A 22,051-nucleotide genomic window follows, 5' to 3' on the forward strand; every position below is an offset into this window, starting at 1 on the left:
GACGAGGTCAAGCGAGGCCAGCCCTTACAGGCGCCCCCGTATCGTGACGAGGAAGCTCCCGACTTCAGGCGGGAGTGACTCACCCGGGGTCGTGGCGTTTGAGCAGCCGGGCGATGGCATCGGCCAGCGGGCCGGGGTGGATGGCTGGCTGGATTTCGGAGAACGCCTGGACGCCGGCCGTTCCCAGCGGGTTGACGGATTTCGGCGGGCGCTGCGGCGCCGTCTGAAGGCGGGCCGCCTGGATCTTGACGGTGATTTCGGTCAGGTTCCAGCCCTTTTCGTTCATTTTCCGGGTGATGGTGGGGGCGAGCTGGCGCAGCTTGGCGGCATGGGCGGCGCTGGGCACGCTGAGCACCATCCGCGCATCCTCGATCAGGGCGACGCGGCAGGCCTGCCCCATGGCGCCGGGGACCAGGCGCTGCAGGGTTTCCTGCGCGGCCAGCAGCCGCCGGGCGGCATCCAGCACCGAGGCCGCGCGCGGCTCCGTCGACAGCCACTGGATGGCGACGCTGGCATCGGCGGACTTCCTGGCTGGATGGTAAGGGAATCGTGACATGGCGCGGCGATGACTGGCTGCCAGCCTGCTGGCGGATGGGCCGGAGCCGGAAAGGACTTTCCGCCATTCTATCGCATGGTTCGGCCATCTCCCCTAATATAGGGCGGTTTGGCATATGATTTGACGCTGGTGCGTTAAACTGTATTGTTTTCCTGCGGCATATGGCCGCCAACCTGTGGTTTATTTGGCATGTGCGGGCGTTGGTCCGGAATGGCCCGGGCCGAGCAGCAACACGGATATACGAATGGTTTCTTTGCTAAAAAAATTGATCGGCAGTCGCAATGACCGCATCCTGAAGCAGTACCGCAAGCAAGTCGCGCAGATCAATGCGCTGGAGCCGTCGCTCGAGGCGCTGGATGACGCCCAGCTTGCCGCCAAGACCACCGAATTCCGCCAGCGCCTGTCCGAGGGCGCTTCCCTGGATTCGCTGCTGCCCGAGGCCTTCGCCGTCGTGCGCGAGGCCAGCAAGCGGGTGTTCGGCATGCGCCATTTCGACGTCCAGATGCTGGGCGCCATTGCGCTGCACAATGGCAAGATCTCGGAAATGCGCACCGGCGAAGGCAAGACGCTCATGGCGACGCTGGCCGTCTACCTGAACGCGCTGCCCGGCAAGGGCGTGCACGTGGTCACCGTCAACGACTACCTGGCGCGGCGCGACGCCGAATGGATGGGGCGCCTGTACGGCTTCCTGGGCATGACAACCGGCATCGTGGTGCCGCAACAGCCCAACGAAGAGAAAAAGACGGCCTATGCCGCCGACATCACCTACGGCACGAACAACGAATACGGCTTCGACTATCTGCGCGACAACATGGAGTACCGCGCGGAAGATCGCCGCCAGCGCGGCCTGCACTACGCCATCGTCGACGAGGTGGACTCCATCCTGATCGACGAGGCCCGCACGCCGCTGATCATTTCGGGCCAGGCCGACGACAACACCGAGCTGTATGTGCGCATGAACCAGGTGCCCGCGCGCCTGATGCGCATGGCCGAGGAGCCCAGGCCGCAGGAGCCCGAGCCCGAAGGCGACTTCTGGGTCGACGAAAAAGGCCAGCAGGTGCACCTGTCCGAGGCGGGGCACGTCAAGGCCGAGCAGATCCTGGCGGAAATCGGCGTGCTGCCCGAAGGCGAGTCTCTGTACGACCCGCGCCATATCTCGCTGGTCCACCACCTGATGGTGGCGCTGCGCGCGCACAACCTGTTCTTCCGCGACCAGCATTATGTCGTGCAGAATGGCGAAGTCGTCATCGTCGACGAATTCACCGGCCGCCTCATGACGGGCCGCCGCTGGTCCGACGGACTGCACCAGGCGGTAGAGGCCAAGGAAGGCGTCGCTATCCAGCACGAAAACCAGACGCTGGCATCCATCACGTTCCAGAACTATTTCCGCATGTACGGCAAGCTGTCTGGCATGACGGGCACGGCCGATACCGAGGCCTACGAATTCCAGGAAATCTACGGGCTGGAAACGGTCATCATCCCGACCAACCGTCCCATGATCCGCCAGGACCAGAACGACCAGGTCTTCAAGACGGACGTCGAGAAGTACAACGCCATCCTGGACGACATCAAGGATTGCCACGAACGCGGCCAGCCCGTGCTGGTGGGAACGACCAGCATCGAGAACTCCGAGCGCCTGTCGGCCTTGCTGGTCAAGGCCAAGCTGCCCCATGAGGTTCTCAACGCCAAGCAGCACGCCCGCGAGGCCGAGATCGTGGCCGAGGCCGGCAAGCCCGGCCACATCACCATCGCCACCAATATGGCGGGCCGCGGCACCGACATCGTGCTGGGCGGCAGCGTGGAGAAGCAGGTCAGCCTGCTCATGGCCGACGACTCCCTGCCGCAGGCGGAAAAAGACGCCCGCATCGCCAAGATCAAGGCCGACTGGGCGCCGCTCAACCAGCAGGTCAAGGAGGCCGGCGGCCTGCGCATCATCGGCACCGAGCGCCACGAATCCCGCCGCATCGACAACCAGTTGCGCGGGCGCGCGGGACGCCAGGGCGACCCGGGTTCTTCGCGCTTCTACCTGTCGCTGGAAGATCCGCTGATGCGCATCTTCGCAGGCGATCGCGTGCGCGCCATCATGGACAGGCTGCGCCTGCCCGAAGGCGAGCCCATCGAGGCGCGTATGGTGTCGCGTTCCATCGAGTCCGCGCAACGCAAGGTCGAGAGCCGCAACTTCGATATCCGCAAGCAACTGCTGCAGTACGACGACGTGGCCAACGACCAGCGCAAAGTGCTGTACGCGCAGCGCAACGAGGTTCTGGAATCCTCCGACGTCTCGGAAACCGTGCACGGCCTGCGCGATGCCACGATGGTGGAAATCGTGCGCATGTACGTTCCCGAGGAGTCCCTGGAAGAGCAATGGGATATCCAGGGCCTGCAGAATACGCTGGAGTCCGACTGGCACATCGAGTTGCCGCTGACGGAAATGCTGGAAAAGGATTCCAGCCTGGCGGAAGACGACATCGTGGAGCGTGTCGTCGAGAAGGCGCGCGAAATCTACCAGTCCAAGGTCGATCTGGTCGGCAAGGATGGCTGGTCCTCGTTCGAGCGTTCGGTGTTCCTGCAGAGCATCGACAGCAACTGGCGCAATCACCTGTCCATGCTGGATCACCTGCGCCAGGGCATCCACCTGCGCGGCTACGCCCAGAAGGATCCCAAGCAGGAATACAAGCGCGAGGCTTTCCAGCTGTTTTCCGGCATGCTCGACCGCATCCGCTCCGAAGTGGTGCGGGTGCTGATGACGGTCCGCATCCAGACGCCGGAGCAGGCCCAGCAGCCCGAGCCTGCGCAACTGGACAACGTCCGCTATCACCACTCCGACTACGACGAGGCGCTCAGCGGCAAGGATCCGGGTCTGGACGGCGCGTCGGGCGCCGCGCAGGGTTCGGTTCCGCGCGTCGGACGCAACGATCCATGCCCGTGCGGCAGCGGCAAGAAGTACAAGCAGTGTCACGGGCGCCTGGCCTGACGCCGGTCTGAGCCTGTCTTTCCCTGTCGGGAGAGGGCGGGCTTTCCGCCGACCGGCAGGCGGCCCCGTCGACGCAGCATGGCGCCGGATCCGCGAGTTTCCCGCGCTTGCCATGATTTGATCAACTTGCATCAAGGAAAATGTCATGCTGAAAGGAAAACGTGCTGTCGTCACAGGATCCACCAGCGGCATCGGCCTGGCCATCGCCAGGGAGCTGGCGGCCAGCGGCGCCGATGTCGTCATCAACGGCTTCGGTGATGCCCGGGAAATCGAAAACGAGCGCAGCCGCATCGAAGCCGAGTTCGGCGTCAGGGCGTTCTACCTGGGCGCCGACCTGATGGATGCGCAGGCGGCGCGCGATTTCATTCAGGCGGCCGCGCGCGAGATGGGAGGCATCGACATCCTGGTGAACAATGCCGGCATCCAGCATACGGACCGCATCGAGAATTTCCCCGTCGAAAAGTGGAACGCCGTCATCGCGCTCAACCTGTCGGCCGTCTTCCATTGCTCGGCGGCGGCATTGCCGCACATGCAGGCTCAGGGCTGGGGGCGCATCATCAATATCGCGTCCGCCCACGGCCTGGTGGCCTCGGAAAACAAGGCGGCCTATGTCGCAGCCAAGCATGGCGTGATGGGGCTGACCAAGGTCACGGCGCTGGAAAATGCGGGCAAGGGCATTACCTGCAACGCGATCTGCCCTGGCTGGGTGCGCACGCAACTGGTCGAACGCCAGATCGAGGCCCTGGCCGAGAAGCAAGGACTGGATATCGAGAGCGCCGCGCGCGAGCTGCTCAGCGAAAAGCAGCCGTCCCTGCAATTCGTGACTCCCCAGCAATTGGGCGCCGCCGCGGTATTCCTGTCGTCCGATGCCGCGGCGCAGATGACCGGCGCGTCGCTGTCGATGGATGGCGGCTGGACCGCCCGCTGACCACGCGCCGATGCGCAAGCCTCGGTCTTCAGGCCGAGGTCAAGCGAGGCAGTTTTTATACGGCGCCGCAGGCGCCCCCGTATTGTGGCGAGGAAGCTCCCGGCTTCAGACGGGAGTGACTCACGAGGTATTGCAATGTTGATGCTGCTTTCTCCGGCCAAGAAGCTGGATTACGACTCCCCCGTGCGAACAGCGCTGCATACGCAGCCGCTGTTCGTGCCGCAGGCCGAAGCCCTGATCGATATTCTGCGCGCCAAGAGCGCGGCCGAGATTGCCGGGCTGATGAGCCTGAGCGATGCGCTGGCCGAACTGAACGTGCAGCGCTACGCGCAATGGCGGCCGGTGTTCGACCTGAACAACTCCCGCCAGGCCATCCTGGCGTTCAACGGCGACGTCTACGAGGGGCTGGATGCGCCCTCGCTGTCCGATGCCAAGCTGAAGTGGGCGCAGGAGCACCTGGCCATCCTCAGCGGCCTCTATGGGGTATTGCGCCCGCTGGACCTGATGCAGCCCTATCGGCTCGAAATGGGCACGCGGCTGACGAATCCCCAGGGCGGTACGCTGTACGCCTATTGGGGCGGCAGGCTGGCGGAATACCTGAACGAGCGCCTGGAATCGCACAAGCAGCCCTGGGTGCTGAACCTGGCATCCGAGGAGTATTTCAAGGCGGTCGACCGCAAGGTATTGAAGGCCAGGGTGGTGCAGGCGGTATTCCAGGATGAAAAGAACGGCGCCTGGAAGGTCATCAGCTTCCATGCGAAGCGCGCGCGCGGCCTGATGGCGCGCTATGTCATCGAAAACCGCATCCAGGATGCGGCGGCGCTGCGAGGCTTCGACAGCGAAGGCTATCGTTTCGCGGCGGATGCGTCGTCGGACGACAAGCTGGTGTTCCGTCGCAAGGCCTGAGCGTCGAATAGTGCGGACAGCCAATGGGGCCTTCGGGCCCCATTGGCGTTTTCAGGGCCGGGGCCGCTCCTTTAGTATTAACAGGCCCTAGAGACCCCGCATTTCCCTCTGGATCAATTGCGCGGCGCGCTGCATCTGCTTCAGCGGATAGGCCAGCGACTCCCACTCCTCCGGGATCGATTGATGGGCGGGCGGCTGCGCATCCTGTCCCGACAGCGCGCCTTCCACATAGGCCAGGGTGGCGGCGATGGTCTCCGGCAGCGTCTTGACCGAAGCCAGTATCGGGATGGCGGCGCTGATCTGGGAGGCCATCATATGGTTCTGGATCAGCAGGCTGTTGAGCTCGGGCACGTTGCGCTGCTTCGATGGCGGCTCGCCCATCATGCGGTAGAACGCCGACGCGAAATTGCTGAATGCGATGTGCACGTTTTTGCGTGCCAGCTTCCATGCGAGTTCGGCCTCCTGCGCGGCCTCGGACAGTTGCAGCGGCTGCGCCGCGGCGTTGCCGCCGGCCTGCAGGGCGTCCTGCATCGAGATGGGAAGATCGGTGCCTTCCATCAGGCCGGGCGCGGTGGTGGCGCGCTCCTGGCGCACCAGCTCGGCGTAGCGCAAGCCCTTGCGCAGGTAGTCCAGGTTGGCTTCCTGCGCCTCGCGGGCCAGCGAGGCCATGCCCGAGTGCTCCCACCAGGGCAGCACATAGCTGCATGCCAGTGCGATCATGCAGCCCAGCAGGGTGTCGAGCAGGCGCTCCCCAATGATCAGTGTCGTGATGGGCGCCATGAAATTGAAGGCCACCAGCACGAACAGGGTATTGAACACAGCGGCCAGCAGGGGGTTGACCAGCACCAGGCTGTTGCCCAGGACGCAACTGGCGACCAGCACGATCAGCAGCAGGTCCTGGTTGCCGGTCAGGTGGAACAGAAGGAAGGACAGGAAGCACCCCAGCAGCGAGCCCAGCAGGCGCCAGCCGTTGCGCTTGCGCGTAATCAGGAAGCCGGGCTTCATGATCAGGATGATGGTCAGCAGGATCCAGTGGCTCTGGGTCGTCAGCGCCGATACCGTGTCGTATCGGTCGCCGACGAGGGACAGCACGCTGGTCAGGCCCATGGCCGCCAGCAGTGCGATGGTCATGCGCAGCGCATAGCGGAAGTGGGCGGAGTCCAGGCGCAGGTTGCTGGCCAGCAGGCCGGGACGCAGCTCCTGGCGCGACAGGAAGCGGCCCAGCGACTTGTCCATGCGCACGTCGACGGCCTGCGCGGATTTATCCGGCGGGCTCGCCAGGCTGGACATGCGCTCCACGATGCGAGTGGCGTTGCGCAGGCGGCGCAGTATCTGCACCAGCAGCAGGTAGATATCGGGCTCCGTGCGGTTCAGGCCCTGGCTGCGGTAGAGCTCCAGCTCGTATTCCAAGGCGCGCAGTTCCGCCTGCACACGGCTGTTGCGCTCCGGCACGCGGTTGCGCGCCACGCCCAGCGAGATGCGGTTGATGTTCTGCGACAGCTTCTGCAGGGCGTCCTGCGCAAAAACCAGGAAATCGCTGTCGGACAGGCGCCTGCGCAGCACCCCGTAGTCGGTATGCGTAGCCACCATGGTGTCCAGCAGATCGATCATATGGATGAACACGTCCAGCAGCATCTGGCGGCGCGTGTCGCTAGCATGGCCGCCCCGGGGGAGCTCGCGCAGCACGATGTCCCGGGCGCTCTGGTGCTTTTCGATCATGTCGGCCTGCACGAGGATCAGCTTGCGATAGCAATCTTCCAGGTCGTTGGCGACATCGTAGAAGCGGGCGCGCGCATCGATGTAGTCGGCGGTGGCGAACAGCGCGATGGACAGGGTGTGCTGTTCTTCGCGATACCAGAGCAGGCGGCTGACCGCATAGCTGAACAGAAAGTAGAAGCTGCCGCCAAGCAGGGAAAACAGCGTGTGGCGCAGCACCTGGCCGGGCTCCATCGGCGTGTGCATGGTCAGTGTCATCAGCAGCAGACAGGCGAAGCCGATCTGGCCGCCGCGCTTGCCGAATACGGTCAGCATGCAGAAGCCGAAACACAGCGAAGGCACCAGGATCCACAGCGCCAGCGGGTGGGCGGAGGCCAGCCCTGTCAGGGCGACCGTGCCGGTTCCGAGCACTACCCCGCCCAGCATTTCGTTGGTCCGGTAGCGCCGCGGGCCGCCCGGCTGGTCGATGAGCGATACGCAAAGCGCTCCCAGGGCGGCGACCATGCCCATGTCGTACAGCTGGAACATCCCTGCCAGGACGATGGCGGGAACCAGAATGCCGATGGCCTGGCGCAGCCCGGCAAACGAGTGATGGCTGTACAGGAAGCGTTCCAGTTGCGGCAGGGAGGATGTCATCTCGCGCTGGCATGGGAGAAGGAGTAGGGCATGGTAACTGATCGTCCGCCGCCGCGCCATGCAATCGGGCGGGAGGCTGGATCGCGGCAGGCCTTGAAATGGGCGGGGGAGGAGGTCCCGGAACCGCTGCCGGCGTGGCTTGAGAACAACCACGCGCGGCATCCGCCATGTTTCGATTTGCTTCCTGCGCTGCATTGCGCTAAATTTGCAGTTTGGCCGTGCGTGCCCATCTTGTCGCGCGGCCATGCAAGCTCTCTGTCCGGGCTATCCGCCCGGTTTTTTGCGCTTTAAAAATCTTGCCTTCGGCCGCGCCAGAAGCGTGTGTTGCCAGGGGCGTTCGTTTCTAACCTTGTGTCCAGGATGGGCACTTGCTAGACATTTCGGCGGGTAAGAGCCGGGTCTGCAAGGCATCTGGGTGGCGCGGCTCCGTGAGTCGCAAAGCGCCAGGCTGTCTTGCCGCCTTGGGTTCTGCCCAGGTTTGGAGCCGACCGGGGTGCAGCTAGCTTTGGTGTTGAAAGGAATATTTCAATGGAACTCAATGGCGCAGATATCGTCGTGCGCTGCCTGGCCGAAGAAGGGGTTGAACATGTGTTCGGCTATCCTGGCGGCTCGGTGCTCTACATCTACGACGCAATCTTCAAGCAAGACAAATTCAAGCATATCCTCGTCCGCCACGAGCAGGCCGCCGTGCACGCGGCCGATGCCTATTCGCGCTCGTCCGACAAGGTAGGCGTGGCCCTGGTCACCAGCGGCCCCGGCGTCACCAATGCCGTCACCGGCATTGCGACCGCCTACATGGACTCGGTGCCGATGGTCATCATCAGCGGGCAGGCCCCGACGCACGCGATCGGCGAGGACGCCTTCCAGGAATGCGATACCGTGGGCATCACGCGCCCATGCGTCAAGCACAACTATCTGGTGCGCGACGTCAAGGACCTGGCCGAGACGCTACGCCGCGCCTTCTACCTGGCCAGGAGCGGCCGTCCCGGTCCCGTGCTGGTCGACATTCCCAAGGACATTACGGTCGCCACCTGCAAGTTCACGCCCAAGCGCGGTCCGGTGCAGCTGCGTTCCTACATGCCTGTGCTGAAAGGCCACCAGGGCCAGATCAAGAAAGCCGTGCAATTGCTGGCGGGCGCCGACCGTCCCATGATCTATGTGGGCGGCGGCGTGGTGCTGGGCGATGCCTCCGCCGAGCTCCGCCAACTGGTGGAGCTGGCCGGCGCTCCATGCACCACCACGCTGATGGGCCTGGGTGCGTTCCCGGCCCGCGATCCCAAGTTCGTCGGCATGCCCGGCATGCACGGCACTTACGAAGCCAACATGGCCATGCAGCACTGTGACGTGCTCGTTGCCGTCGGCGCGCGCTTCGACGACCGGGTCATCGGCAATCCGCGCAATTTCGCGCAGCAGCCGCGCAAGATCATCCATATCGATATCGACCCCTCGTCCATCTCGAAGCGGGTGCGCGCAGACGTGCCCATCGTCGGTCACGTCAAGGATGTGCTGCAGGAGTTCAACGGTTTCCTCGCGCAGGCGCAGGCAGCCGACGCCAAGCGTCCCGACCTGTCCAAGTGGTGGCAGCAGATCGAGTCCTGGCGCGACCGCAAGTGCCTGGACTACGCGAACTCCGACGAGGTCATCAAGCCGCAGTTCGTGATCCAGAAACTGTCCGAGATCACGGGCGGCAACGCTTTCGTGACGTCCGACGTGGGCCAGCACCAGATGTGGGCCGCGCAGTACTACGGCTTCAACGAACCCCGCCGCTGGATCAATTCCGGCGGCCTGGGCACCATGGGCGTCGGCCTGCCGTACGCCATGGGCGTGCAGATGGCCAATCCCGGCACGGACATTGCCGTCATCACGGGCGAAGGCTCCATCCAGATGAATATCCAGGAGCTGTCCACCTGCAAGCAGTATGGCCTGACGCCCAAGATCCTGTGCCTGAACAACCGCTATCTGGGCATGGTGCGCCAGTGGCAGGAGCTCGATTACGGCTCGCGCTATTCCGAGTCGTATGTCGATGCGCTGCCCGATTTCGTCAGGCTGGTGGAAAGCTACGGCCACGTGGGCATCCAGGTCGAGCGTACGGCCGACGTCGAGCCCGCGCTGCGCGAAGCCTTCGGCAAGTACAAGGATCGCCTGGTGTTCCTGAACTTCATCACTGACCAGACCGAAAACGTCTGGCCCATGGTGAAGGCGGGCCGCGGCCTGACCGAAATGCTGCTCGGTTCCGAAGACCTGTAAGGAGAGAATGATGAAACACGTGATTTCTATCCTTCTGGAAAACGAACCCGGCGCGCTGTCGCGCGTGGTGGGCCTGTTCTCCGCACGCGGCTACAACATCGAAACCCTGACCGTGGCTCCCACCGAGGATCCCACGCTGTCGCGCATGACCATCGTCACGATCGGTTCGGACGAAGTGATCGAGCAGATCACCAAGCACCTGAACCGGCTCGTCGATGTCGTGAAGGTGGTGGATCTTTCCGATGGACCGCACATCGAGCGCGAGCTCATGCTGATCAAGGTGCGCGCCGTGGGCAAGGAGCGCGAAGAGCTCAAGCGCATGTCGGACATCTTCCGCGGCCGCATCATCGATGTCACCGACAAGGCTTATACAATCGAGCTTACCGGCGATCAGGGCAAGATCAGCGCTTTCATCGGCGCCCTCGATAGCAGCGCCATCCTGGAAACCGTCCGTACGGGCGTTTCCGGCATCGGCCGCGGCGAGCGTATCCTGAAACTTTGATTTGCATGCGCGGGCCGCGCGGCATGACGCCCCGGCCCGCGCATGGCATCGGCTGTAATACCGGATGTTCCCATCCGGCGGATTTTCAAAAATAACTGTTTAGTTCTGGAGCGAATTACATGAAGGTTTTCTACGACAAGGATTGCGATCTTTCCCTGATCAAGGGCCGCACGGTTGCAATCATCGGCTACGGCTCGCAAGGCCACGCGCATGCACTGAACCTGCATGAGTCCGGCGTCAACGTCATCGTCGGCCTGCGCAAGGGCGGCGCGTCCTGGAACAAGGCCGCCAACGCCGGCCTGAAGGTCCAGGAAGTGGCCGAAGCCGTCAAGAACGCCGATCTGGTCATGATGCTGCTGCCCGATGAGAACATCGCGCAGGTCTACAACACGCAGGTCGCCCCCAACATCAAGTCCGGCGCCACGCTGGCCTTCGCGCACGGCTTCAACGTGCACTACGGCCAGGTCGTGCCGCGCGACGATATCGACGTCATCATGGTCGCTCCCAAGGCGCCCGGCCATACCGTGCGCGGCACCTATTCGCAGGGCGGCGGCGTGCCCCACCTGGTCGCCGTCTACCAGGACAAGTCCGGCTCGGCCCGCGACGTGGCCCTGTCGTACGCATCGGCCAACGGCGGCGGCCGCGCCGGCATCATCGAAACCAACTTCCGCGAAGAAACCGAAACCGACCTGTTCGGCGAACAGGCCGTTCTGTGCGGCGGTACGGTCGAGCTGATCCGCGCCGGTTTCGAGACCCTGGTGGAAGCCGGCTATGCGCCTGAAATGGCCTATTTCGAGTGCCTGCACGAGCTGAAGCTGATCGTCGACCTGATCTATGAAGGCGGCATCGCCAACATGAACTACTCGATTTCGAACAACGCCGAATACGGCGAGTACGAAACGGGTCCGCGCATCATCACGGAAGACACCAAGCAGGCCATGCGCGACGTGCTGAAGGACATCCAGACCGGCGTGTACGCCAAGAGCTTCATCCTGGAAAACACCGCCGGCGCACCCACGCTGACTTCGCGCCGCCGCATCATCGCCGAATCGCAGATCGAACAGGTCGGCGCCAAGCTGCGCGCCATGATGCCCTGGATCGCTGCCAACAAGCTGGTCGACCAGTCGAAGAACTGATCATCGGTCCGAGCCGCGCCGCCGCAAGGCGCGGCAACCGGCCAGCGCAAATACCGCCATGACAATTGGCGGTATTTTTTTGCCTGGCGGATCCGCGAGTGCAGGGGGTGTCGCCGCCTGCCTCAGCTTGCGGCCCGCATTTCCGGGGAAGCGTCGTATGTTCCGCTTTTGCCGTCAGCTGTATCCGGCAAATACGATGCCGCACCCGGCTCGGGAACCGCGTGATTGAATATGTCTTCCATCACGGGCGTGGCCACCTCCACGTCGGGAACCACGGCGGAAAGGTCTTCCATCAGTTCGTGGCCCAGGGCGCCTTGCTCCAGGTCTTCGGTGACTCGCATCTCGGCGCCGACGGGCGTCATCTGCGCGGCGGCCTCGAAGGGGGCGACGGGGATGGGTGCGGGGCGCGCGTTGCGTCGCCAGAGGAAGAAGCCGGTCAGGCACAGATTGAGCACGACAAACGACCAGAACAGCCCTGGTTCGCCCAGCGCGGACATGGCGGGAGTGATGATCAGCGGGCTGACGGCGGAGCCGATGGAGTTGATCAGCAGCAGCCCCTGGATCATGCGCACCAGCGCCCCGGAGGGCGCGCGGTCCGCCGAGTGGCTGACCGCCACCGGATAGATGGCGAAAATGCCCCCGCCCAGCAGGAAGAGCAGCACCAGCAGCAGAGTCGGGGAGTTCGGCAGCAGCACGATGAGCACGGAGAGCGCCGTGCAGAAAATGCCGAGCGCGATCAGCACCACCTGGCGGTCCTGGCGGTCCGACCAGCGACCCACCGGATACTGCAGCACCATGGCGCCCAGGATGGTGCTGGCCATCATCTGTCCGACCTGGAAAACATCCATGCCGATGCGCTGCAGGTAGATGGGCAGCAGAGTATAGACCGCGGCGATCGCGATCCCGGAGCCGAAGCTGCCCATGACGCCGGTGGGTGTCATGCGGATCAGGCGATAGGGCGACAGGGGCTCCACGTGTTCTATCGGGGGAGACACGCGCGGCAGGATCACCATGGGCAATACCGACAGGGAGGCCAGCATGCCGGCGACCATGAAGGGAGCCGTCTCGCCCCAGGCGTCGATCATGCCGAGCTTGACCTGTCCGAGCATGCCCGAGCCGTATAGCGCGATCATGTAGAGCGCCAGCAGGCGGCCCCGCATTTTCTGGTCGCCCGCCAGCAGCATCCAGCTTTCGACTACCAGGAAGACGCCGACGGCCGCCCAGCCGCCGATCAGGCGAAAGGCGAACCACGCCGTGGCGTCGAAGAACAGGCCCTGCAGCAGGATGGTGACGGCGGTGAGGGAGGCGAAGCTGCTGTAGGCCCGGATATGCCCGATACGCACGATCAGGCGGTCGTTGAACATGGCTCCCAGGGTCAGTCCGATGAAATAGGCGGACGACACCAGGCCGATGACGGTGTCCGATGCGCCCGAGGCATCCAGGCGCAGGGCGGTCAGGGAGGAGATAAATCCGTTGCCGATACAGACGACGAACAGGCCGAGCAGAGGGGCCAGCACCATGGCCAGCAATTGCGGCGACATAACGCACTCGTGTAGAAGTTGTCCGGGGGCCTGGGCGTGTCGGGATCGAGCGGCTATCGCGGGCTGTGCCGGGAGGGGAGGATGGCGCAGGATTCTACCTGCAAGCCGGGATGAAAAACAGAAAATGCCGGGCGCGAGCGCACGATATGTATGCGCCGAACAACAGGCGCGGACATGCGCGTGAGGCCGTCCGGCGAATGCGAGGAGGACGGCGGGAGAGGCGGAGGCAGATTCCCGGCTGTTGCGCTTTTCGGTTATTCTTCGTCCTACGATGAATAAACCTCCCTATCCCCACCCTATCATTGCCCGCGAAGGCTGGCCGTTCCTGGCCGGCATCGTGCTGGTGTCCGTGCTGGTCAGCCTGTGGTCGCTGCCCGCTTCCATCCCTTTCTGGATCCTGTCGGTCTTCGTGCTGCAGTTCTTCCGCGATCCGGCCCGCGTGGCGCCCGGCGGCGAACACAACGTCCTGTCGCCGGCCGACGGGCGCATCGTGGCCGTCGAAGAAGTGCGCGATACCTATGCGAATCGCGACGCGCTGAAAATCAGCGTGTTCATGAATGTGTTCAACGTGCATTCGAACCGCGCGCCTGTCACGGGCACGGTCGAGTCCATCGAGTATTTTCCGGGCAAATTCTTCAATGCGTCGCTGGACAAGGCTTCGCTGGAGAACGAGCGCAATGCCATGGTGCTGCGCACGCGCGATGGCCATATCGTTACCGCCGTGCAGGTGGCCGGTCTCGTGGCCAAGCGCATCCTCTGCTATGCCAAGGTTGGGGACTCCCTGTATCATGGTCAGCGATATGGTTTCATCCGCTTCGGTTCACGCGTCGATGTCTACCTTCCTCCGGGGTCCCGTCCGCGCGTGGCCATTGGCGACAAGGTCAGCGCCACCAGTACGGTACTGGCGGAATTGCCCGCCGCTGAAGCACAGCCCAAGCCAACTGCCGAATAGGTCCACATGAACGGAACCTCAGACGAAACCCGGAGCCGGCGCAGCATCTACCTGCTGCCCAACGCGTTTACCACGGCGAATCTTTTTGCTGGGTTCTACGCCGTGGTAATGGCCATGGACGGCCGGTTCGAGGTGGCTGCCATCGCCATTTTCCTGGCCATGGTGTTCGATGGCATGGACGGGCGCGTGGCGCGCCTGACCAACACCCAGTCGGCCTTCGGAGAACAGTACGACTCGCTTTCCGACATGACATCGTTCGGCATTGCGCCGGCGCTGGTCATGTATGAATGGGCGCTGCAGGATCTTGGCCGCTGGGGGTGGCTGGCCGCCTTCATCTACGTGGCTGGCGCCGCGTTGCGGCTGGCGCGTTTCAATACCAATATCGGCGTGGTCGACAAGCGTTTCTTCCAGGGGCTGCCCAGCCCGGCGGCCGCTGCGCTGGTGGCGGGCTTCGTCTGGCTGGCCGTGGACAACAAGTTCTCCGTGCAGGGCGGCGTGCTGGCCTGGACCGCCTTCGCCTTTACGGTCTATGCCGGCCTTGCCATGGTGAGCAATGCTCCGTTCTACAGCGGGAAGTCGTTCGCGCTGGGGCGCAGCGTGCCGTTCTGGGTCATCGTGGTATTCGTGGCGGCTTTCGTCTTTGTTTCCAGCGATCCGCCTCTGGTCCTGTTCGGACTGTTCGTCATCTACGGCCTGTCGGGCTGGGGCATCCTGCTGTGGCGCCTGCGCAAGGCGCGCAAGCTGAGCCGCCGCCGCCAGGAATTGCCGGACGAAGCGCCTCCCGCCGACGGCCAATGATCACTGGTTGGCCGATGGGCCGGCGCAAACTGGCCCATCGGCCATTCATGGACCGGCGCGAAAAGGGCCCGCGCGGGCCCGTCAGGGCATCCTGAAGAAATTGTCGTCCGGGTCGAACATGGGATCGGGGCCCGGATGCATACGGGTGACGTATTCGCCGTCGTTGCCGAAATAGATGTGCATCAGCGAGTTCCACACGCCATTCTGGCGGTAGCGGTAGCTCCAGACGACCTGCCGGACGGAGGGAAGCCCAACCTCGCTGGATTCCGCCGGAGGGCCGAAGGCGCACCTGACGTCCTGCCGGGTCCAGCGTCCGGATTGCACCGTCCGGAATTCCTCATCCGTCAGTACCGGAATCACGCGGCCGACGATGCGGCCGCTGGCGTCAGTGTCGGCGCGCCAGGCGTATTGCCCGGTGGGCTGGGTGCTCCAGACCAGCCGCTGGCCGCCGTCGGGCAGAGGGCAGGACAGCCTCGGCTTGCCCATGACCGCCATGGCCTCGGAAACCGGCGCATCGGGAGGGATGTCGTTGATGCCGGCGCACGCGGCAAGCGCCAGCGCCGGCAGGCACCATAGAAGCTTCCATGCCGGGCGTCCGGGGCCTGCGCTTTGCTGTGTGGTCATATGCGCCTCCTGTCTTTCGGCCGGTTTGGGCCGGCCCGCCAAATACGCTATAATTGCCGCTGCTTTTTCCCCGGGGGAGTGTTCCTGCGGGGCGAAAAGCATTTTCATCATTAAATCACGTCAGGGCACCTCGGCTCTGTCGCCAGTCCAAGAGGATTAAACATCATGTCCGTAGCAGACATCAAGAAGTCTGAAATCGTTTCCCAGTTCCAGCGCGCCCAAGGCGACACGGGTTCCCCTGAAGTCCAGGTGGCCCTGCTGACAGCCCGCATCAACGAACTGACCGGCCATTTCAAGACACACCTGAAAGATCACCATTCCCGCCGCGGCCTGCTGCGCATGGTCAGCCGCCGCCGCAAGCTGCTCGACTACCTGAAGGGCCGCAACCCTGATTCCTACCGCGCTCTGATCGAAAAACTCGGTCTGCGTAAGTGATACCTGGGGCCCTGGCTCCCCATGCTGGAACCGTGGCCGTCGCAGATTCTTGCGGCGGGCGCGGTTTTTTTGTTTGGGGGTCGGGGTCTCTTCAGGATGCAACGTCCCCTGTGGGACAGCGCCGTAGCGCACTGGTTGCGTCGGCGTATTTTCTGTAATTGTAAGGATATCCGTAATGTTCAATAAAGTGACCAAGTCGTTCCAGTATGGTCAGCATACGGTGGTTCTCGAAACTGGCGAGATTGCCCGCCAGGCGTCGGGCGCCGTATTGGTATCCATGGATGATACCGTTGTGCTGGCTACCGTCGTGGCTGCCAAGAAGGCAAAGCCGGGCCAGGATTTCTTCCCGCTGACCGTCGACTACGTCGAGAAGGCCTATGCCGCCGGCCGTATTCCCGGCGGCTTCTTCAAGCGCGAAGGCAAGCCTTCCGAAAAGGAAACGCTCACGTCGCGCCTGATCGACCGCCCCCTGCGCCCCCTGTTTCCCGAAGGGTTCTACAACGACGTTCAGGTCATCATTCACACGGTTTCGGTGAATCCGGAAGTCGACCCCGATATTCCCGCCATGATCGGTGCGTCGGCCGCCCTGGCCATCTCCGGCATTCCGTTCAACGGACCCATCGGCGCCGCACGCGTCGGCTACCTGAATGGCGAATACGTCCTGAATCCCACGGCATCGCAGCTGAAAGAGTCCGCCCTGAACCTGATCGTGGCCGGTACGGAAGCCGCCGTGCTGATGGTCGAGTCCGAAGCGCAGCAACTGCCGGAAGACGTGATGCTGGGCGGCGTAGTGTATGGCCACGAGCAGATGCAGGCCGCCATCAACGCCATCCATGACCTGGTTGCCGAAGCCGGCAAGCCCGAGTGGGATTGGCAGCCCGCGCCGCGCAACGAAACCCTGGCAACCGCCGTTGCCGCCGCCGCCCGTGAAGATCTGCAGGCCGCCTACGAAATCCGCGAGAAGCAGCTGCGCACCGCGCGCCTGCGCGAAGTCTACGCCGAAGTGAAGGCCAAGCTGGACGCGCATGCCGCGGCCAGGGAAGAGTCCGCTCCCGATTCCGTCGAGGTCGAGAACCTGCTGTTCGACCTGGAAGCCGAAATCGTCCGCAGCCGCATCCTGAGCGGCCAGCCGCGTATCGACGGACGCGACACCCGCACGGTGCGTCCGATCAGCATCCGCCTGGGCGTGCTGCCGCGCACGCACGGCAGCGCACTGTTCACGCGCGGCGAAACCCAGGCGCTGGTGGTTGCCACGCTGGGTACCAAGCAGGACGAGCAGATCATCGATTCCATCATGGGTGAATCGCGCGACCGCTTCCTGATGCACTACAACATGCCTCCGTTCGCCACGGGCGAAACCGGCCGCTTCGGCGTACCCAAGCGCCGCGAGATTGGCCACGGCCGCCTGGCCAAGCGCGCGCTGGCGGCACTGCTGCCCGAGCACGCCGACTTCCAGTACACCATTCGCCTGGTGTCGGAAATCACGGAATCCAACGGCTCTTCGTCGATGGCTTCGGTATGCGGCGGTTCGCTGGCCATGATGGACGCCGGCGTTCCCATCCAGGACCACGTGGCTGGCGTGGCCATGGGCCTGATCAAGGACGGCGGCAAGTTCGCCGTGCTGACCGACATCCTGGGCGACGAAGATCACCTGGGCGACATGGACTTCAAGGTGGCGGGTACCGAAAAGGGCATTACCGCGCTGCAGATGGACATCAAGATCCAGGGCATCACCAAGGAAATCATGATGGTTGCGCTGGCGCAGGCCCGCGAAGGCCGTCTGCACATCCTGGGCGAAATGAAGAAGGCGCTCGACGGTTCGCGTACTGAGCTGTCGGAATTCGCACCGCGCATGATCGGTCTGAAGATCAACCCCGAGAAGATCCGTGACGTGATCGGCAAGGGCGGCGCCACCATCCGCGCGCTCACCGAAGAAACCGGCACGCAGATCGACATCAACGACGACGGCACCATCACCATCTCCAGCGCCGACCTGGACAAGGCCCGCGAAGCCGAGCGCCGCATCCGCGAACTGACGGCCGACGTCGAAGTGGGCCAGGAGTACGAAGGCCCAGTGCTGCGCCTGCTGGACTTCGGCGCCATCGTGCAGGTGCTGCCGGGCCGCGACGGCCTGCTGCACATCTCGGAGATCGCCAACTACCGCATCGCCAACATCAACGATGTGCTCAAGGTCGGCCAGTCGGTCCGCATCAAGGTCATCGAAGCCGATGACAAGGGCCGTTTGCGCCTCTCCATGAAGGCCATCGGCGGCATCGAGGCCCAGGGCGGCCCGCAAGGTCCGGCCGCGGAATAAGCCTGGCGGCATTCCGGCGGGCAGCAGTTCCGCCGGATGCGCTTTGCGTATTCATAAAACCCCATCACGGGCTTGCGCCCGCAGATGGGGTTTTTTATTGATCCCTGCTGGCGCGTTACGAGGCGCTTGCGATCTTGCAGTCCTTGAGGATGACGTTGCTGACTGTGGATGCCTGGCCGTTCACTTCCTGCTGCGTTTCCTGGGTGAGCATTTTGCCGTCGACTGTGCCGGCATCGGTGCGGGTGAATTTATTGGTGGTCCATGTGTACCCATTCCCGCGGAACGTGTTGCCGACCATGTCGACGTTGCTGGTGGTGGCACGAGTCAGGTCTATGGCCTGGTTGCGATAGATGACTTTGGCGGCCAGCGGGTCGTCGCCCTGGAATGTGTACTGGACGCTCAGAGGCTGGGTGCTTCCTTGCCCGCATTTGTACTCGACTGTTTGCTGAGACAATTCCCGGGGATTGCTCTCCGGCGTGGACGTAGAGCATGCCGCCAGTCCTGCACATAGGAATACGCCGACTACTGTTGTGAAATTACGGGTCATGGATGGATCCTCTCAAGTTCCAGGCATTTCGCCTGCTCCTGATTTTTTATACCATCGCTGTTACATAGCGCCTGTAAGCGCCGGTGTCGAATTGAAATCCAACTCATTTCATGCCGCCGATATGGCGGTCGGCCCCTGCACCCTCGAGCATCAGTGTGGTTTCCTCGACACGTGCGAAGCGTCCGTTCGCGTCCAGTTCAGCAAATAGATACACCTCTTGCACAACTTTCGCGCCATCTCGCTTCATGACGTGGACACGATGGCGGTCGGCGTAGCGGTTGCCTGCATGTCGTTTTCCTGCGGGTAACGGTAATGATGTGTACTGGCCTTCCTCAAGTTTGTGCTGCAGGTCGGTGTTTCATGAAGGCCGAAGGCGAGTGTCCGAATTGCTTACCGAAGGCTGTGGTGTAGGCGCTGTGGCTGTCATAGCCGCTGGCCAGGGCGACCTGGATAATTGGCATGCCCTGCATCAGCAATGTCAATGATGACATCAGGCGCAGCTGCTGGCGCCATCGTCCGAAACTCATGCCGGTGCCTTTCAGAAAGCGGCGATGAAAGGTTTTTCCTCCCATGGCCAGCTTATCCGCCCAGTCCTCGGCGGTCGCGTCATGGCCCGGGTCGTGGATCAGGGCTTGGCAGACCGCCTGCATCTGCGCATCCCGGGGCCAGGGCAGGTGGAACGGCAGGGGAGGAGGAGCGCGCAGCTCCTCGATCAGCAATTCGCCTAGCAGATGCGCGCGACGCAAGTTTTCCGTCCGACCATCCAGCCCGGTCAGGCTGACAATGATCTCACGAGCCAGGCCGGACACCTGTACGACACGGTCCGATTCGGGCAGCGTCGCGCAGAGATCCTCGCGCACGAACAGACCATGCGCCCGCAAGGCAACGGGGACGAACAGGCGATGGGCCACGCCCGGAAGCAGCCAGACGGCGGACGTGGGCGGCACCAGCCACTGCCCGGTCTCGGTTTCGACTCGCAGCAGCCCCCGGTCCGCATAGATCAGATGGCCTCGGCAGTGCTGGTGCATGGGCACGGCATGTCCTTGCGGATAACGCATGGTCACGCCGGTGACGGGCAGTCTGGAGGTTTCGGCCATGGACAGGTCGAGGGCATGGCCGCCGTCCTCGGAGGAGAAGAATCCCATATGGTCGATTTTGTCCAAAATGAATAAGTAATTGTCTATTTTTATGTAGATAGACAAAACGTGCAAACCTAATATAGAAACACCTGCAACAGAGCTGATCAGTACATGTCTTCGTTCTTCCGTCTTTCGCGCCTGCTACGACTACTGACCTTCGGTCGGGGTCGGCACGAGTCCGTTCGCGTCATGACCCATCCTGATTCCCCCTGACCCCGGCCATCGTCAGCTTGTTCCGAGCCAGGGGAATCGGGTGTCATGGATTTCCCAAGAGAGTTTTTATGCTGACTGATCCCTCCAGAAAATATCGCTCCTTTCCTCCAGTTGCGTTGTCGGACCGTCGATGGCCATCGCGCATATTGACCCAGGCTCCCATATGGCTGTCCACGGATTTGCGCGATGGCAACCAAGCGCTGTTCGAGCCGATGAACCGCGAGCGCAAGCTGCGCCTGTTCCAGGAGCTGGTACGCATCGGCTTCAAGGAGATAGAGGTCGGGTTTCCTTCCGCATCGCGCACCGATTTTGAGATCGTGCGTCACCTGATCGATGCCGATCTGATTCCCGAGGACGTGACGCCGATGGTCATCACGCAGTTGCGCGAGGATCTGATTGCGGAGACGGTGCGCAGTGTCGCGGGCGCGCGCCGCGTGATCGTGCATTTCTACAACGCCATCGCACCGGCCTGGCGCGAAATCGTTTTCGGCATGAGCGTGCCGCAGATCGTCGATATGGTCGAGCGCCATATTGCATTGTTCAAGCAGCTGACGGAGGCCCATCCGCAAACGCAATGGGTGCTCCAGTATTCACCCGAAACCTTCTGCATGGCCGAACTTGATGTGTCTTTGGCTGTCTGCAATGCCGCCATCCGGGCCTGGGACGCCGGACCGCAGCGCCCGATGATCGTCAACCTGCCGACCACGGTGGAAGTGTCCACGCCCAATGTCTTCGCCGACCAGATCGAGTGGATGGACCGGAGGCTGGAGCGGCGCGAACAGATTGTCCTGTCCGTGCATCCTCACAATGATCGCGGCACCGGTGTAGCCTGCGCTGAGCAAGCCCTGCTGGCGGGCGCGCAAAGGGTCGAAGGCTGCCTGTTCGGCAATGGCGAGCGCAGCGGCAACCTGGACGTGGTGACGTTGGCGCTGAACCTGTACACGCAGGGTATCTCGCCGGGCCTGGATTTCTCGGATATTGCTGCAGTTGCGCGTGTGGCCGAGGATTGCACGGCCCTGCCGATCCATCCACGCCATCCCTATGTCGGCGATCTGGTATTCACGGCCTTCTCCGGTTCGCATCAGGATGCCATTTCCAAGGGTTTCGCCGCACAGCAGCCGGATGCCCTCTGGCGCGTGCCTTACCTGCCCATCGACCCGCAGGACCTGGGGCGTACTTACGATAGCATCGTGCGCGTCAACAGTCAGTCGGGCAAGGGCGGTATCGCTTTCCTGCTGCAACGCGATTACGGCATCGTCATGCCCCGTCGCATGCAGGTGGAGTTCAGCGCCATCGTTCAGGCGTTGGCCGATTCCAGCGAAACAGAACTGAGCAGCGAGCGGATCTGGGAAGTCTTCGAGCGCACGTATCTGATGCCGGTGTGCGAGCAGCCTGGTTTCATCTACCGAGCCCACCGCTTGTACGGGCATCCCGATGGTCAGGGCATAGACCTGGAGCTGGCCGGTGCCGATGGCAAGGTGGAGAGCCGCCAGGGCGTAGGCAATGGTCCGATCTCCGCTGCAGTGGCGGCGCTGGGGCTGCCCTTGCGTATAGACAGCTACGAGGAGCGCAGCCTGGGGAGTGGAGCGGATGCCACGGCTCTAGCCATCGTGGAGGCGGCGTGGCCAGGTGTGCCCGGATCGCGCTTTGGCGTGGGGCGGCACGCGAACATCGTCACCGCATCGGTGCTGGCTGTGCTAAGTGCGGCGTCCCGGTTCTCGATGGTCAGCGGTAGAAAGCCGATGGCGTCATCCCGAAATGGCGCTTGAACATGGCGATATAGGCGCTCTGGCTGCTGTAGCCGTGCTCCAGCGCGACCTGGACGACGGGCGTGCCGTCCGCCAGGCTTTGGAGGAGATAATGCTCCATGATGCCTTTTGACACATT

At 63.2% G+C, this 22,051-nt stretch carries 18 protein-coding genes and 1 pseudogene; 11 read left to right on the plus strand and 8 right to left on the minus strand.

The genetic code is table 11. From position 1 onward, the window contains the following. Positions 1–79 precede the first annotated feature (79 nt). Complete coding sequence (locus EV686_RS12390; protein WP_132477265.1) at positions 80–556, minus strand: DciA family protein; 477 nt, start codon at positions 554–556, stop codon at positions 80–82. Between the two features lie 244 nt (positions 557–800). Here EV686_RS12390 and secA point away from each other — a divergent pair, with 244 nt between their 5' ends. The 3 genes from secA (at position 801) to yaaA (ending at position 5,364) form a co-directional block, all read left to right on the plus strand. Then, positions 801–3,530: a preprotein translocase subunit SecA gene (gene secA, locus EV686_RS12395; protein ID WP_132477266.1), complete on the plus strand. Its 2,730-nt coding sequence runs from the start codon at positions 801–803 to the stop codon at positions 3,528–3,530. Positions 3,531–3,675: 145 nt separating this feature from the next. Beyond that, positions 3,676–4,458 carry a 3-hydroxybutyrate dehydrogenase gene (locus EV686_RS12400; protein WP_132477267.1) on the plus strand — a complete coding sequence of 261 codons (783 nt, stop codon included), beginning with the start codon at positions 3,676–3,678 and terminating at the stop codon, positions 4,456–4,458. A gap of 135 nt (positions 4,459–4,593) precedes the next feature. Then, on the plus strand, positions 4,594–5,364 hold the full coding sequence (gene yaaA / locus EV686_RS12405) for a peroxide stress protein YaaA (protein WP_132477268.1): 771 nt from the start codon (positions 4,594–4,596) through the stop codon (positions 5,362–5,364). An 87-nt stretch (positions 5,365–5,451) separates the two neighbouring features. Here the strand turns inward: yaaA and EV686_RS12410 are convergent, their stop codons facing one another. After that, positions 5,452–7,716 (minus strand): FUSC family protein, encoded by a 2,265-nt coding sequence (locus EV686_RS12410; protein ID WP_132477269.1) that lies wholly within the window; start codon positions 7,714–7,716, stop codon positions 5,452–5,454. 528 nt (positions 7,717–8,244) lie between these two features. Between EV686_RS12410 and EV686_RS12415 the strand changes: the two genes are divergently transcribed. The 3 genes from EV686_RS12415 to ilvC all read left to right on the plus strand — a co-directional run bounded on the left by EV686_RS12415 (position 8,245) and on the right by ilvC (position 11,601). After that, positions 8,245–9,963, plus strand: coding sequence for an acetolactate synthase 3 catalytic subunit (locus EV686_RS12415; RefSeq protein ID WP_132477270.1), 1,719 nt, complete (start codon positions 8,245–8,247; stop codon positions 9,961–9,963). Between the two features lie 10 nt (positions 9,964–9,973). Next, positions 9,974–10,465, plus strand: coding sequence for an acetolactate synthase small subunit (gene ilvN / locus EV686_RS12420; protein WP_132477422.1), 492 nt, complete (start codon positions 9,974–9,976; stop codon positions 10,463–10,465). Between the two features lie 119 nt (positions 10,466–10,584). After that, a complete protein-coding gene (gene ilvC / locus EV686_RS12425) occupies positions 10,585–11,601 on the plus strand; it encodes a ketol-acid reductoisomerase (protein ID WP_132477271.1) in 1,017 nt (338 codons plus the stop codon). A 122-nt stretch (positions 11,602–11,723) separates the two neighbouring features. On the opposite strand, the gene EV686_RS12430 is transcribed toward ilvC, so the two are convergent. Further along, entirely contained in the window at positions 11,724–13,142 is a 1,419-nt protein-coding gene (locus tag EV686_RS12430; protein WP_132477272.1) for an MFS transporter, read from the minus strand. Between the two features lie 271 nt (positions 13,143–13,413). On the opposite strand from EV686_RS12430, the gene EV686_RS12435 reads away from it, so the two are divergent. Both EV686_RS12435 and pssA read left to right on the plus strand, forming a co-directional pair. Then, positions 13,414–14,094: a phosphatidylserine decarboxylase gene (locus EV686_RS12435; RefSeq protein ID WP_132477273.1), complete on the plus strand. Its 681-nt coding sequence runs from the start codon at positions 13,414–13,416 to the stop codon at positions 14,092–14,094. A 6-nt stretch (positions 14,095–14,100) separates the two neighbouring features. Further along, positions 14,101–14,892: a CDP-diacylglycerol--serine O-phosphatidyltransferase gene (gene pssA, locus EV686_RS12440; protein WP_132477274.1), complete on the plus strand. Its 792-nt coding sequence runs from the start codon at positions 14,101–14,103 to the stop codon at positions 14,890–14,892. 81 nt (positions 14,893–14,973) lie between these two features. On the opposite strand, the gene EV686_RS12445 is transcribed toward pssA, so the two are convergent. Further along, entirely contained in the window at positions 14,974–15,516 is a 543-nt protein-coding gene (locus EV686_RS12445) for a hypothetical protein (RefSeq protein ID WP_243650880.1), read from the minus strand. A 165-nt stretch (positions 15,517–15,681) separates the two neighbouring features. Here EV686_RS12445 and rpsO point away from each other — a divergent pair, with 165 nt between their 5' ends. Both rpsO and pnp read left to right on the plus strand, forming a co-directional pair. Next, positions 15,682–15,951, plus strand: coding sequence for a 30S ribosomal protein S15 (gene rpsO, locus EV686_RS12450; RefSeq protein WP_132477275.1), 270 nt, complete (start codon positions 15,682–15,684; stop codon positions 15,949–15,951). Positions 15,952–16,126: 175 nt separating this feature from the next. After that, the gene (pnp, locus tag EV686_RS12455) at positions 16,127–18,265 is read left to right on the plus strand and encodes a polyribonucleotide nucleotidyltransferase (protein WP_132477276.1); all 2,139 of its coding nucleotides are present in this window, start codon (positions 16,127–16,129) and stop codon (positions 18,263–18,265) included. 115 nt (positions 18,266–18,380) lie between these two features. Here pnp and EV686_RS12460 read toward each other — a convergent pair whose 3' ends face one another. The 3 genes from EV686_RS12460 to EV686_RS12465 all read right to left on the minus strand — a co-directional run bounded on the left by EV686_RS12460 (position 18,381) and on the right by EV686_RS12465 (position 19,957). Beyond that, a complete protein-coding gene (locus EV686_RS12460; RefSeq protein WP_132477277.1) occupies positions 18,381–18,812 on the minus strand; it encodes a hypothetical protein in 432 nt (143 codons plus the stop codon). A 103-nt stretch (positions 18,813–18,915) separates the two neighbouring features. After that, positions 18,916–19,059: a hypothetical protein gene (locus EV686_RS18595; RefSeq protein ID WP_165972593.1), complete on the minus strand. Its 144-nt coding sequence runs from the start codon at positions 19,057–19,059 to the stop codon at positions 18,916–18,918. 85 nt (positions 19,060–19,144) lie between these two features. Continuing rightward, positions 19,145–19,957: an AraC family transcriptional regulator gene (locus EV686_RS12465; protein ID WP_132477278.1), complete on the minus strand. Its 813-nt coding sequence runs from the start codon at positions 19,955–19,957 to the stop codon at positions 19,145–19,147. Between the two features lie 275 nt (positions 19,958–20,232). Between EV686_RS12465 and EV686_RS12470 the strand changes: the two genes are divergently transcribed. Further along, complete coding sequence (locus EV686_RS12470) at positions 20,233–21,933, plus strand: 2-isopropylmalate synthase (RefSeq protein ID WP_132477279.1); 1,701 nt, start codon at positions 20,233–20,235, stop codon at positions 21,931–21,933. On the opposite strand, the pseudogene EV686_RS12475 reads toward EV686_RS12470, so the two are convergent. Further along, a pseudogene (locus tag EV686_RS12475) lies at positions 21,890–22,018 on the minus strand (helix-turn-helix domain-containing protein); the annotation flags it as partial. The gene EV686_RS12470 and the pseudogene EV686_RS12475 sit on opposite strands and share 44 nt — an antisense overlap. Between the last annotated feature and the right edge of the window lie 33 nt (positions 22,019–22,051).

The sequence above is a fragment of the Paracandidimonas soli genome (genome assembly GCF_004342005.1).
GTDB lineage: Bacteria > Pseudomonadota > Gammaproteobacteria > Burkholderiales > Burkholderiaceae_B > Paracandidimonas > Paracandidimonas soli.

What these genes read in the sequence shown, in the direction of transcription:
- EV686_RS12415 (WP_132477270.1), top strand. Translation starts at nt 8,245, where the DNA reads ATGGAACTCAATGGCGCAGATATCGTCGTGCGCTGCCTGGCCGAAGAA.
- EV686_RS12430 (WP_132477272.1), bottom strand. Translation starts at nt 13,142, where the DNA reads ATGTCGCCGCAATTGCTGGCCATGGTGCTGGCCCCTCTGCTCGGCCTG.
- EV686_RS12390 (WP_132477265.1), bottom strand. Translation starts at nt 556, where the DNA reads ATGTCACGATTCCCTTACCATCCAGCCAGGAAGTCCGCCGATGCCAGC.
- EV686_RS12445 (WP_243650880.1), bottom strand. Translation starts at nt 15,516, where the DNA reads ATGACCACACAGCAAAGCGCAGGCCCCGGACGCCCGGCATGGAAGCTT.
- ilvC (WP_132477271.1), top strand. Translation starts at nt 10,585, where the DNA reads ATGAAGGTTTTCTACGACAAGGATTGCGATCTTTCCCTGATCAAGGGC.
- EV686_RS12465 (WP_132477278.1), bottom strand. Translation starts at nt 19,957, where the DNA reads ATGGGATTCTTCTCCTCCGAGGACGGCGGCCATGCCCTCGACCTGTCC.
- ilvN (WP_132477422.1), top strand. Translation starts at nt 9,974, where the DNA reads ATGAAACACGTGATTTCTATCCTTCTGGAAAACGAACCCGGCGCGCTG.
- EV686_RS12400 (WP_132477267.1), top strand. Translation starts at nt 3,676, where the DNA reads ATGCTGAAAGGAAAACGTGCTGTCGTCACAGGATCCACCAGCGGCATC.
- yaaA (WP_132477268.1), top strand. Translation starts at nt 4,594, where the DNA reads ATGTTGATGCTGCTTTCTCCGGCCAAGAAGCTGGATTACGACTCCCCC.
- pssA (WP_132477274.1), top strand. Translation starts at nt 14,101, where the DNA reads ATGAACGGAACCTCAGACGAAACCCGGAGCCGGCGCAGCATCTACCTG.
- EV686_RS12470 (WP_132477279.1), top strand. Translation starts at nt 20,233, where the DNA reads ATGCTGACTGATCCCTCCAGAAAATATCGCTCCTTTCCTCCAGTTGCG.
- pnp (WP_132477276.1), top strand. Translation starts at nt 16,127, where the DNA reads ATGTTCAATAAAGTGACCAAGTCGTTCCAGTATGGTCAGCATACGGTG.
- EV686_RS12460 (WP_132477277.1), bottom strand. Translation starts at nt 18,812, where the DNA reads ATGACCCGTAATTTCACAACAGTAGTCGGCGTATTCCTATGTGCAGGA.
- EV686_RS12410 (WP_132477269.1), bottom strand. Translation starts at nt 7,716, where the DNA reads ATGACATCCTCCCTGCCGCAACTGGAACGCTTCCTGTACAGCCATCAC.
- rpsO (WP_132477275.1), top strand. Translation starts at nt 15,682, where the DNA reads ATGTCCGTAGCAGACATCAAGAAGTCTGAAATCGTTTCCCAGTTCCAG.
- EV686_RS18595 (WP_165972593.1), bottom strand. Translation starts at nt 19,059, where the DNA reads ATGAAGCGAGATGGCGCGAAAGTTGTGCAAGAGGTGTATCTATTTGCT.
- secA (WP_132477266.1), top strand. Translation starts at nt 801, where the DNA reads ATGGTTTCTTTGCTAAAAAAATTGATCGGCAGTCGCAATGACCGCATC.
- EV686_RS12435 (WP_132477273.1), top strand. Translation starts at nt 13,414, where the DNA reads ATGAATAAACCTCCCTATCCCCACCCTATCATTGCCCGCGAAGGCTGG.